At 39.2% G+C, this 11,797-nt stretch carries 13 protein-coding genes and 2 pseudogenes; 9 read left to right on the forward strand and 6 right to left on the reverse strand.

The window, feature by feature from the left end; all coding sequences use genetic code 11:
• Together KH943_RS06200 and KH943_RS06205 are read left to right on the forward strand one after the other, a co-directional pair.
• A partial coding sequence (locus KH943_RS06200) for an aminopeptidase N C-terminal domain-containing protein (protein ID WP_304109011.1) occupies positions 1-705 on the forward strand: 705 nt, incomplete at its 5' end.
• Between the two features lie 164 nt (positions 706-869).
• Positions 870-1,463 carry a GDSL-type esterase/lipase family protein gene (locus KH943_RS06205; protein ID WP_304109014.1) on the forward strand — a complete coding sequence of 198 codons (594 nt, stop codon included), beginning with the start codon at positions 870-872 and terminating at the stop codon, positions 1,461-1,463.
• Positions 1,464-1,482: 19 nt separating this feature from the next.
• Here KH943_RS06205 and KH943_RS06210 read toward each other — a convergent pair.
• The 3 genes and pseudogenes from KH943_RS06210 to purH all read right to left on the reverse strand — a co-directional run.
• A pseudogene (locus KH943_RS06210) lies at positions 1,483-1,707 on the reverse strand (DUF808 family protein); the annotation flags it as partial.
• Between the two features lie 72 nt (positions 1,708-1,779).
• Positions 1,780-2,049 carry a 30S ribosomal protein S15 gene (rpsO, locus tag KH943_RS06215; protein WP_304109018.1) on the reverse strand — a complete coding sequence of 90 codons (270 nt, stop codon included), beginning with the start codon at positions 2,047-2,049 and terminating at the stop codon, positions 1,780-1,782.
• A 147-nt stretch (positions 2,050-2,196) separates the two neighbouring features.
• On the reverse strand, positions 2,197-3,786 hold the full coding sequence (gene purH / locus KH943_RS06220) for a bifunctional phosphoribosylaminoimidazolecarboxamide formyltransferase/IMP cyclohydrolase (protein WP_304109022.1): 1,590 nt from the start codon (positions 3,784-3,786) through the stop codon (positions 2,197-2,199).
• A gap of 131 nt (positions 3,787-3,917) precedes the next feature.
• Between purH and KH943_RS06225 the strand changes: the two genes are divergently transcribed.
• The 4 genes from KH943_RS06225 (at position 3,918) to KH943_RS06240 (ending at position 6,895) form a co-directional block, all read left to right on the forward strand.
• Positions 3,918-4,187 (forward strand): GNAT family N-acetyltransferase, encoded by a 270-nt coding sequence (locus KH943_RS06225; protein WP_304109025.1) that lies wholly within the window; start codon positions 3,918-3,920, stop codon positions 4,185-4,187.
• Between the two features lie 130 nt (positions 4,188-4,317).
• Positions 4,318-5,355 (forward strand): methionine ABC transporter ATP-binding protein MetN, encoded by a 1,038-nt coding sequence (metN, locus tag KH943_RS06230; RefSeq protein ID WP_304109028.1) that lies wholly within the window; start codon positions 4,318-4,320, stop codon positions 5,353-5,355.
• Positions 5,345-6,022 carry a methionine ABC transporter permease gene (locus KH943_RS06235; protein WP_304109031.1) on the forward strand — a complete coding sequence of 226 codons (678 nt, stop codon included), beginning with the start codon at positions 5,345-5,347 and terminating at the stop codon, positions 6,020-6,022. The genes metN and KH943_RS06235 overlap by 11 nt, the downstream gene beginning before the upstream one ends.
• 42 nt (positions 6,023-6,064) lie before the next feature.
• Positions 6,065-6,895, forward strand: a complete 831-nt coding sequence (locus tag KH943_RS06240) for a MetQ/NlpA family lipoprotein (protein ID WP_304109035.1) — start codon at positions 6,065-6,067, stop codon at positions 6,893-6,895.
• A gap of 66 nt (positions 6,896-6,961) precedes the next feature.
• Here KH943_RS06240 and purK read toward each other — a convergent pair whose 3' ends face one another.
• From purK to purE, 3 genes are read right to left on the reverse strand one after another with little or no spacing between them, the layout of a single operon-like run.
• Positions 6,962-8,065 (reverse strand): 5-(carboxyamino)imidazole ribonucleotide synthase, encoded by a 1,104-nt coding sequence (gene purK, locus KH943_RS06245; protein WP_304109037.1) that lies wholly within the window; start codon positions 8,063-8,065, stop codon positions 6,962-6,964.
• Between the two features lie 21 nt (positions 8,066-8,086).
• Entirely contained in the window at positions 8,087-9,052 is a 966-nt protein-coding gene (locus KH943_RS06250; RefSeq protein ID WP_304109040.1) for an asparaginase, read from the reverse strand.
• A gap of 2 nt (positions 9,053-9,054) precedes the next feature.
• A complete protein-coding gene (gene purE / locus KH943_RS06255) occupies positions 9,055-9,552 on the reverse strand; it encodes a 5-(carboxyamino)imidazole ribonucleotide mutase (protein WP_304109043.1) in 498 nt (165 codons plus the stop codon).
• A gap of 203 nt (positions 9,553-9,755) precedes the next feature.
• Here purE and KH943_RS06260 point away from each other — a divergent pair, with 203 nt between their 5' ends.
• The 3 genes and pseudogenes from KH943_RS06260 to KH943_RS10220 all read left to right on the forward strand — a co-directional run.
• The gene (locus KH943_RS06260; RefSeq protein WP_304109046.1) at positions 9,756-10,400 is read left to right on the forward strand and encodes a glutathione S-transferase N-terminal domain-containing protein; all 645 of its coding nucleotides are present in this window, start codon (positions 9,756-9,758) and stop codon (positions 10,398-10,400) included.
• Entirely contained in the window at positions 10,400-10,816 is a 417-nt protein-coding gene (locus KH943_RS06265) for a ClpXP protease specificity-enhancing factor (RefSeq protein WP_304109049.1), read from the forward strand. Before KH943_RS06260 ends, KH943_RS06265 begins: the two co-directional genes overlap by 1 nt.
• A gap of 47 nt (positions 10,817-10,863) precedes the next feature.
• A pseudogene (locus KH943_RS10220) lies at positions 10,864-11,290 on the forward strand (IS1595 family transposase); the annotation flags it as partial.
• Between the last annotated feature and the right edge of the window lie 507 nt (positions 11,291-11,797).

Raw genomic sequence — 11,797 nt, forward strand, 5'->3', positions numbered from 1 at the left:
GTGGGTATTGCGAAAGTACGTGAGTTCCTCATTGAGTCAATTGCAGCTTATTTTGAGGAGCCTCTATTTGCCCTTTATAAAGCAAATAAATGTAGGGAATATCGCATAACTGGCGAAGATATCGCAAAACGTGCATTGCGTAATGTCTGCTTGTCTTACCTTGCCTTTACCGATTTAGGTGAGAAATTGGTTAAAACTCACTACGATCAAGCAAATAATATGACTGATATGCTTGCGGCACTTTCCGCTGCAACCAAAGCAGAATTAGAGTGTCGCGATGAATTGCTAGCTGACTTTGAAGCACAATGGTATCAAGATGGTTTAGTGATGGATAAATGGTTTTCTCTGCAAGCAACTCGTCCTGATGAAGATGTATTGAATGTCGTTCAAGGCTTGTTAAATCATAGAAGTTTCAATTTTAACAATCCAAACCGTGTGAGGGCAGTAGTAGGAGCATTTGCTAGCCAGAATCCTAAAGCTTTCCACAACATTGATGGCTCAGGTTATCGCTTCTTGGTGGATATGTTGATTAAACTTAATGATAGCAATCCACAAGTTGCATCACGTTTAATTGAACCATTAATTAAGCTTTCTCGCTATGACGGACAGCGTCAAACCTTGATGCGTCGTGGTTTAGAACGCCTGAAAGGGATTGATAATTTAGCTCGTGATTTGTTTGAGAAAATTGATAAGGCGTTACAATAATTCTATATTAAACCCAGCTTTGGCTGGGTTTTGTTTGGATAAGCGGTAAAATTTTGCTTGCAATTTGCAGAAATGTGCCCTAGCTTACAAAATGAAAATTTCACACTGGAGCAATACGCCAGATGTATTATAATCATTTATCCTATATTTTTAAGGAGAGAGCTATGCTGACCGATCAAGATATTTTCAATCGTTATCAAACTAAACAAATTGAATTCGAAAAACGCGCCAATGTCACGTTAATAGGACATTCGCTGTTTGATATGTGGGAAGGTTTTGAGAAATCTTTAATACTAAGAGGGCAGAGCGTAGCAAATTTAGGGCTTTCTGGCACGAGCACAAGGCAATATTTAGATGTGATTGCAAAACCAAAACATATTCAACATTTAGGTAAAACGGTATTTATTTTTTTAGGCGTAAACGATATTGTGAAAGAGCCCGATTATTCTCCACAGCAAGTATTGGATTGGATTTCTCAAATTATTCAAGAAACAGAACCGCTTGCAGAGCCTAATACGTGTTATTTCCTGCTGGAAGCAACACCAGTTAATCGTATCGAAACCGTGACCAATGCGGAAATTCAAGTTATGAATGCTTATTTCAAAGCTCATTGTCCAGCACCTCTAACCTTTATTTCTACTTATGAAAAATTCTTGGACAATGAAGGAACTTTAGATCGCAGTTTAACTGTGGATGGATTGCATTATAATGAGAAAGGATATGCGATTTTAAGAGAGATTTTAGAGACATATTTGTAACCTCTCTCCCTCCAAAAATCTTATGGATTTTTTCCAAACCTTCGAAACAGAGGTAAGCACTGCTGATAATCAATAATTCTTGCTCAGGAGAGATATTTTTGCCGCTGATTTAGTTTGTATTTAAGGTTAAATCATCGCCAATCACACCTGAGGTTTTCTTTGCTGCCATTTTGATCATAATAGAAACATCGTCTACTACAGCAGCAATATCATCTAATAAGGTAAAAAGAGAGCTAAAAGCCATAGCTTTTTCTGGAATAAATCTATAAAAAAACCGAGCAAAACTGCTCGGTTTTTATATTCCAAATTTCGGAAATTAGCGACGTAAACCTAAACGTGCAATGATTTCTGAATATTTAGCAAGATCAGTACGTTTTAAGTAGTCTAATAATTTACGACGACGTGAAACCATACGTAATAAACCACGACGACCATGGTGATCTTTTTTATGTGTAGCAAAGTGCGCTTGTAAATGGTTGATTTGAGCTGTTAATAATGCAATTTGAACTTCTGAAGAACCAGTATCTTTTGCATCACGACCAAATTCAGCAACGATTTTTGCTTTTGCTTCTACGCTTAGAGACATTTTTATTTTCCTTTTTGTTAAGGGTTGAACATACATCAATAGCCGATCTCTAACTCAGCTATGATAAGAAGTGCAGATTCTAAAAGTAAAAGAGGAATAAAGCAAGAAAAATAAACTGCAGCATTTCACTTTGTGTTATTTATATTTTTAGTGACGGAAATGTCTCATTCCTGTTAATACCATCGCCATATCGTGTTCATCGGCGGCATCAATCACTTCTTGATCGCGCATTGAACCACCAGGGTGGATTACGCAAGTAATGCCCACTTTTGCGGCAGCATCAATGCCATCTCGGAATGGGAAGAACGCATCAGAAGCCATCACACAACCTGCTACTTGCAAACCTTCATCTTCAGCTTTAATGCCTGCGATTTTCGCAGAGTAAACACGGCTCATTTGACCTGCACCAATACCGATGGTTTGTCCGTTTTTCGCATATACAATCGCATTCGATTTCACATATTTCGCCACTTTCCAGCAGAAGAGTAGATCTTCAAGTTCTGCTTGGGTTGGCTGACGTTTGGAAACCACTTTTAAATCTTCAATAGAAACAGAACCTTGATCTGCTTCTTGCACCAATAAACCACCATTTACACGTTTGAAATCTAAACGTTTTTGCGGTTGACTAAATTCGCCACATTCTAATACACGTACATTTTTCTTTTTCTCTAGAGCTTCTTTTGCTTCTGCTGAAACGATTGGTGCAATGATCACTTCCACGAATTGACGATCTGCAATAGTTTGTGCTGTAGTGCCATCTAACTCACGATTGAAGGCAATAATGCCTCCGAATGCGGATGTTGGGTCGGTTTGATAAGCACGATTATAGGCTTCTAAAATGTTTTCACCTAATGCCACTCCGCACGGGTTCGCGTGTTTCACAATCACACAAGCGGGTCGCTCAAACTCTTTTACGCATTCAAGGGCTGCATCTGTGTCGGCAATGTTGTTGTAAGAAAGGGCTTTACCTTGTAATTGTTTCGCAGTAGAAACCGACGCCTCTTTCACTTCATTTTCTACATAGAACGCGGCATTTTGATGAGCATTTTCGCCATAACGCATCGTTTGTTTACGCACAAAATTGAGATTCAGCGTACGTGGGAATTGACCGCAAACTTGGGTTAAATCTTCCTCTTCCGCTCCTTGATAAGGTGGTACTTTTTGTCCGAAGTAGTTAGCAATCATACTGTCGTATTGTGCAGTATGTTCAAAGGCTTTGATGGCAAGGTTAAAACGAGTAGCTAAGGTAAGGCTATTTTCATTTTGATCCATTTCTGCCAAAATCGCATCAAAATCGCTATTATTCACCACAATCGCTACATCTTTGTGGTTTTTCGCCGCAGAGCGCACCATTGTTGGGCCTCCAATGTCGATATTTTCTACCGCATCTTCCAACGTACAATCAGGTTTTGCCACGGTTGCCGCGAATGGGTAAAGGTTCACTACCACCATATCAATGCGTTCAATGCCGTGTTGGTTCATCACTTCATCATCTGTACCGCGACGACCTAAAATCCCACCGTGTACTTTTGGGTGAAGGGTTTTTACGCGCCCGGCCATCATTTCTGGGAAACCAGTGTAGTCTGATACTTCCGTCACAGGCAAGCCTGCATCAGCAAGTAATTTTGCTGTTCCGCCCGTTGAAAGCAATTTCACACCACGAGCTACGAGCCCTTGTGCAAATTCTACGATGCCTTTTTTATCAGACACACTTAATAACGCTTGTTGAATCGCCATTTTGAGTTCCCTTTAATATAGATTAAAATAAAAAAATCGGGCAAGATTATAAAGCAAACGTTTGCTTTTTTCATTAGCAAGCGGTGAATTTCTGCAAATTTTTTACAAGATGAAATTTTTAGGAGTAGGCTATGCAAATTATTCATAACGCAGAACAAGGCGAATTTAGTTATTTTGAAGGCGAAGTAAAAATAGGCAAATTACGCTATCGTTATATTAAAGATGATGTGATCGATGTTTTTACTACAAAAGTGGATGAAGCCTTTCAGGGCAAGGGAATTGCGGGGGAGCTCTATTCTGCAATAATTGAGTTCGCTAAACAAAACCAGCTTAAAATTAAGCCAAGTTGTAGTTATATATATGTCAAAATGCAGCGAAATGATCCTGATTTGATCGCTTAATTAGAGCTGAAATCAGTCGTTTAGTTTGCTTTTATTCCATTTTTGAATAAAAAAATAAGCAAGGTGAATTGACATAGCATTCTAGACGTCTAAAATAACCGAAATATTTTAACAAGTGGTGGATAGCTTTATGATTGAGCTGAAAAATATCAGCAAGCAGTTTGATGTGAAGGGCAAAAAAATTACCGCCCTTGACAATGTAAACCTGGAAGTTCCGCAAGGCACGATTTACGGTGTGATTGGGGCTTCTGGTGCAGGAAAAAGTACGTTGATTCGTTGCGTGAATTTATTAGAACGTCCAACGATTGGGCAAGTGATTGTCGATGGGCAGGATTTAACTGCAATGTCGGATAAAGATCTGATTTTAGCTCGTCGTAACATCGCAATGATTTTCCAGCATTTTAATTTGCTTTCTTCGCAAACCGTATTTGAAAATGTAGCGTTACCATTGCGTTTGAATAATACGCCTAAAGATCAAGTAGAGAAAAAAGTGAATGAATTGCTTGAGTTAGTCGGTTTAACTGAGCGTAAAGATGTTTACCCAAGCAATTTATCTGGCGGTCAAAAACAGCGTGTCGCCATTGCTCGTGCGTTAGCTTCTAATCCGAAAGTGTTGCTTTGCGATGAGGCAACCAGTGCATTAGATCCTGCAACCACGCAATCGATCCTGCAGCTTTTAAAAGACATCAACAAACGTTTAGGCTTAACTATTTTGTTGATTACCCACGAAATGGAAGTGGTCAAACGTATTTGTGATCGTGTGGCGGTAATTGATAAAGGGCAGCTGATTGAAACGGGATCAGTAAGTGAGATTTTCTCTAATCCGAAAACCGCATTGGCTCAGAAATTTATTCAATCTACTTTCCATATTGAACTTCCGCCAGAGTATATGGAGCAGCTTTCTGCCCAGCCAAGCTCAGAGAAAAACAAACCGATTATTAAGTTTGAATTTACAGGGCGTTCCGTTGATGCACCATTGCTTTCTCACGCATCAAAACGTTTCGGCATTGATTTTAGCATTTTGATGTCGCAAATTGATTATGCAGGCGGCGTGAAATTTGGCTTTGTGATTGCAGAAGTTACAGGCGAAGAAGAGGCGATTTCAGAAGCAAGATTTTATTTAATTGATAATAATGTAAAAGTTGAGGTGCTAGGTTATGTGGAATGATTTTCTCAATGAACTTACTCCGCAGATGTGGCAACTCGTGGCCTCATCAACGGTAGAAACCATTTATATGGGATTTGTTGCAACATTGCTCTCTGTTGTGATTGGCTTGCCGATTGGTTTTTTTGCTTTTTTAACAGGTAAAGGCGAGATTTTAGAGAACCAACGTGCACACCAGATTTTAGATATTATTATCAATATTGGTCGTTCTGTGCCATTTATTATTTTGTTAATTGTGTTGTTGCCTTTTACCCGTTTAATTGTCGGAACAACATTAGGCACAACGGCCGCTATCGTGCCATTAAGTGTATCTGCCATTCCATTTTTTGCACGTTTAACTGCCAATGCGTTACTCGAAATTCCAGCGGGTTTAACTGAAGCGGCAAAATCAATGGGGGCGACAAATTGGCAGGTAGTCACCTGCTTCTATTTGCCAGAATCTTTACCCATTTTAATCAACGGCATCACATTAACGCTTGTAGCGTTAATTGGTTATTCAGCAATGGCTGGTGCTGTTGGCGGTGGTGGTTTAGGTAACTTGGCTATCAGCTACGGCGAACACCGTAATATGGTTTATGTGAAATGGATTGCAACGGTCATTATTGTCGCGATTGTAATGGTTTCTCAAAAACTAGGTGATCATTTAGCGAAGAAATATGACCATCGCTAAGATCAATTTGTTATTTAACACAACATCTCTATGAGGTATTTTATGAACTTTAAAAAAGTATTAAGTGTTGCATTCGTTTCAGCATTAGCTTTAACCGCTTGTAACGAAGAAAAAAAAGCAGAAACTGCTCAAGCTCCAGCAGCTCAACCTACTCAAAAAATCAAAGTAGGCGTAATGTCTGGCCCTGAACACACAGTGGCAGAAAAAGCTGCTCAAATCGCCAAAGAAAAATATGGCTTAGATGTTGAGTTCGTTTTATTTAACGACTACGCATTACCGAACACAGCAGTAAGCAAAGGCGATTTAGATGCTAATGCATTCCAACATAAGCCTTATTTAGACAAAGATGCTGCATCTAAAGGTTTAGATAACCTTGAAATCGTGGGTAACACTTTCGTGTATCCATTAGCGGGTTATTCTAAAAAAATTAAATCAGTAAGTGAATTACAAGATGGTGCAGTGATTGCCGTACCAAACGATCCAAGTAACCTTGCACGTGCGTTAATCTTGTTAGAAAAACAAGGCTTAATCAAATTAAAAGACAACACCAACTTATTCTCAACAACCATTGATATTGTTGAAAATCCGAAAAACTTAAAAATCCAAGAAGTAGATACTTCAGTGGCAGCGAAAGCGTTGGATGATGTAGATTTAGCTGTAGTGAACAACACTTACGCAGGTCAAGTAGGTTTAAGTGCAAATGACGGCGTGTTTGTGGAAGATAAAGATTCTCCATACGTAAACATCATCGTTGCTCGTAAAGATAACAAAGACAGCGACAATGTGAAAAACTTTGTGAAAGCATACCAAACTGAAGAAGTGTATCAAGAAGCGCAAAAACACTTTAAAGACGGTGTAGTAAAAGGTTGGTAATACCAATAAATCAAAGCATAAAAAAACAGCCTCAATTGAGGCTGTTTTGCTATTTAGTAAAATCTCTTAATTCATTAAGTTAATCACCCAATCCAATCCAGAATTAAAATCTTCGGTAAGAGCAGGGCGGAGTTGTTCAAGTAATTTTGTTAGCTCTGCTTTATCAGGATGGGTGAGATTAATATGTCCGACTTTACGTCCTACACGTACTTCTTTGCCATACCAATGTAATTGTGAGAATGGTAGATTTAGCCATTCATTATTATGCTCAATACCGATAAGATTTACCATCACACTTGGAGCGGTGGTTTTGAGTTCTGGCGTTGGGAGATTTAATAATGCCCTTAAATGTAATTCGAATTGAGAAATTGAACAGCCGAGTTGCGTCCAATGTCCACTATTATGAACGCGTGGAGCCAGTTCATTGATGAGCAATTTATCACCTACTACAAAACATTCCATTGCCATTACGCCGATATATTCTAACTCTTGCATAATGTTGCCGAGCATTTGTTCGGCTTGTTGTTGGAAAATGACTTGTTTAGGTAGCGTGACATCTGACACGCTGTAACGCAAAATGCCATTTTGTTGTAGGTTATGAGTAACAGGATAGAAACGGGTTGAACCATCTATAAATCTTGCTCCAACAATCGAAATCTCGCCATCGAACGGAATAAATTTCTCCGCAATTACTTCACCAAACAGATCTGGCGTGATTTGTTCGATATTTTCTTTGGTGACAATCCATTGCCCTCGTCCGTCATAACCACCAGTACGTCGCTTAACCACGACTTTTTCACCAATATTTTGGAAAACTTGCTCCCATTGATTAGGGCTTTCTAGTAATTGCCAAGGCGAAGTAGAAAGATGAAGCTGATCAAGTAATGATTTTTGCGTGAAACGATCGGCTAATCGCCCAAACACATTGAGGTTCACGAAGTTTTTGTGATTGCTAAGCAGTTGCGTCAGCGGTGTATCTGTCCAACGTTCGATTTCTGCGGTAATAATGCCGTTTTCTGCCAGTTCAAAGACAGGTGCATCAAAGGCGAGAGGGATAACATCAATATCTAGCGGTGCTCCCGCATAACGTAGCATTCTGCCTAATTGTCCGTTGCCAAGCACATAAATAGGAGGGTAGATTGCACTTTGAGTTTGCATCGTTTTTTTCATAATCGTGAACCTAAATCAGAGTTAAAAATAGTGAGAAAGTGGTTTTTCGCGTTGTTGGTTGAGTAAAACCAACAATTTAATGCGTGCTTTTTGTCCGCTTAAACCTGTGGTAAAAATCACACCTTGTTGCTTGAGTTCTTTACCTCCGCCAAGATAGTCATACACATCTTGTGTTACACCGTGGAACGCACGTGATACGAGCACCACAGGAATATTCGCCTCAAGTAATGCGTGCACGCCTTTAAGTGAAGTTGGCGGAAGATTGCCCGCGCCTAAAGCTTCAATTACCACACCATCGCAGCCGTGATGGGCAAGCTGCTCAAGTAAAAAGCTATCCATTCCCGCATAGGCTTTAACTAATTGAATATTATTTTTAGTAATTTTTTGCACTGGGAAACTTTCGTAAGCGGTTAATTTTTGGAAATAGATTACGTTGTTTTTAGTAATCAATCCGCAAGGTCCAAAAGTAGGTGTTTGGAACGTTGCCACATTAGTGGTGTGCGTTTTGGTCACAAATTTTGCGTGATGGACTTCGTCATTCATTACTACCAATACGCCTTTGCCTTTCGAATCCTCGCTTAATGCCACCAAAATAGCACTTTGCAAGTTAATTAACCCGTCTGAACCGAGTTCATTGCTTGAGCGCATTGCACCAGTAATAGCAATAGGCACGTTGATATTGAGGGCTAAATCAAGAAAATAAGCTGTTTCTTCAAGCGTGTCTGTACCGTGAGTAATCACGATGCCATCGAAATGTTCTTCATTGGCTGCTTTTTCAATACGATATTTTAGTACAAGCCAGTGATCGAGCGTGATGTGTGGAGAAGGCACGTTAAAAACAGATTCTTGATGTAATTCAGCAGGGTGATTAAGGCGTTCTAACGCATCTAACAATGGATTACGAGCTGAAGGCGATACTTTACCATTTTCGCCTTCTTTCATTGAAATCGTACCGCCCGTGTGTAAAATGAGCAATCGTTTTGCCATATTTATTCCGCTCGTGGATCAGGATTATTTAGCACGAGCTCAGTTTGAGCTTGGCGAAAAGCGTGGAGTTTTTGAGCAAGTTCAGGATTAAACGCAGCAAGAATTTGAACGGCTAATAAACCCGCATTAGCGGCACCAGCAGGACCAATTGCTAGCGTACCAACGGGAATGCCTTTTGGCATTTGCACGATAGAGTAGAGGCTATCAACCCCACTTAGCGTAGAGCTTTTTACTGGCACACCAAGCACAGGTACAATCGTTTTCGCTGCAATCATTCCTGGTAAATGAGCCGCACCACCTGCACCTGCAATAATCACTTTATAGCCATTTTTTTCTGCATTTTCCGCAAAAGTGAACAGTTTATCTGGCGTACGATGAGCAGAAACCACTTCAACGTGATAAGGTAATGAAAATTGGTCTAAAATTTGGGTTGCTTCGCTCATCGTTGCCCAGTCACTTTTAGAGCCCATAACAATGGCAATTTCAGCTTTATTAGTCATATTTTTTCTCTATTTGAATTAAAATTTTGCGTAGGATACCACAAAAAGCAAACGGTTGCTTTGCTTTTTCAAGCGGTGAGATTTTATCGTCCTTTCCCCAAAAAGTACAAAAAATAAAACCTGTGATTTTATCAAGCCATTATGCTACAATACGCTACTATTTTTAGCAGATTTAATGAGCTTGAATTATTGGAGAAAGATAAATGACGAGTAGTGCAAATAAACGTTCGGTAACCACTTTATTTTCAGAAAAAAGTGATATTTATAGCCACCAAGTTCGCATCGTATTAGCAGAAAAAGCCGTGCCTTATGAAATTGAAAATATCACGCCAGATGCTATTTCAGAAGATTTAATGGAAGTAAACCCATACGGTAGCGTGCCGACATTGGTTGATCGCGATTTAGTATTATTCAATTCTCGCATCATTATGGAATATCTTGATGAGCGTTTTCCTCATCCGCCACTTTTACCTGTTTATCCCGTTTTACGTGCGAAATGCCGTTTAACTATGTTCCGTATTGAACAAGATTGGTACTCTTTAATTGACATCGTAAATAAAGATCCCGCTTCAGCCCAAGGTAAAAAAGCATTAGCTCAACTTCGTGAAGAGATTTTAGCATTAGCCCCTGTTTTTGATGCGATGCCTTATTTTATGAGCGAAGAGTTTGGTTTATCTGATTGTTATATTGCCCCATTACTCTGGCGTATGATTAACTTAGGCGTAGAATTTACTGGTCCTGCGGCAAAACCTGTGAAAAACTATATGAACCGCGTATTTAAACGCGATAGTTTTATGCAATCTGTGGGCGGTGCAGCCCCTAAACATTTAATGGATGATAAAGATTAATGAAGCCATTACGTCCTTATATTTATTACGCTTATTACAGCTGGATTTGCGATAACAATAGCACCCCTTATTTGTTGGTTAATTGCGATTATCCTAATGTGGATGTACCGATTGAGTTTATCCGCGATGGAAAAATCATCTTAAACATTTCGCCACGTTCCATTGGTAATTATGCGGTAGATGATGAAGGCATTTCATTTAGTGCGAGATTTCAAGGCATGATTCGGGATTTGTACGTTCCATTTGGTGCAGCTGAAGCACTTTATGCTCAAGAAACAGGCAACGGCACAATGTTCCAAGATGAAGAATATTACAGCGAAGAAAGTTATCTTGCTCGTATTGCTGAAAAATTGGAAGAGATTAAACCGAAAAAAGTGGTGAAGAAAAAGCCCTCTCATCTTAAATTGGTGAAATAATGTCACTTGAGGCTGACGTAGATTAGTAAGCGCGTCAGTCTATCAAAATGAAGATAACTCATTGTAAATTAAAGAAATCTATACAAAATAAACTCCTTGAATTTTTTATATTAGAAGTTACAGCCTGAGCAGCGGCTGATTTACTCGGCATCCAAGCCAATTCAACAATTTTGTTTTACTGAAAAATTCGTGAAGTCATTAGCTATCATATGGTCCTTGAAGACAATGAGGTATTTGATGGTTAAATTGAGTTTAAGGAAGGCTATTTTGGCGTCATCATAAAGAAATGCGAGGTCAAGGCTTCGTTGGAAAAGTGCTTAGGGTGGTGCAGAGAGTGCCAATACAGAGACATTAATGCCTGTTATTGTAAGGTAAGCTAGATAGCTGGGTTTATCCGATACTTATCGAAACTATGATGCTCTTGATGTGAGCATACTTCACTGCGAACGAATCAATCATCCCGAACAATTTGCTGGCGGTGAAATAAATGATTTTCATTGTATTCCAACAGGACAATAAAAAAGCTAGAACTTTATATATTCTAGCCTTTATGGATTTTTCCGAATTATATCAGATTATTATGGTGCCTGAGCGAGATTGTTTTAAAATCATAACATATTGAATTTTATTGATTTATTTATAAAAAGTTATTTGAAAAAGCTAAATCAAGTACACTTTCAAGAATAAGTAATTTGTTTTATACCTTTTGTTTTTCTATTGTACTCCATTTTGCATTTTTCTGCGTAATTTTGCGTAATAAGATCTACGACCAAAGATCTAAAAGGCGGTATATCTGGCAAGGTTTGAATGCGGTTCGCAATTTGCGTACAAATCCACACATTTAGTGTGCGGGCGTGGCGAGGATACGAGCGCACGCGGCAGGGTAAAGGTGAAATACTTTTCACTGCCTGAAATTTCAGATAACAAAAAAGCCCTCACGAATGAGGGCGTAAAATGATGTTGTTATAACGTATAATTTGG

The sequence above is a fragment of the Haemophilus parahaemolyticus genome (assembly GCF_018373095.1).
Classification (GTDB): domain Bacteria; phylum Pseudomonadota; class Gammaproteobacteria; order Enterobacterales; family Pasteurellaceae; genus Haemophilus_A; species Haemophilus_A parahaemolyticus_A.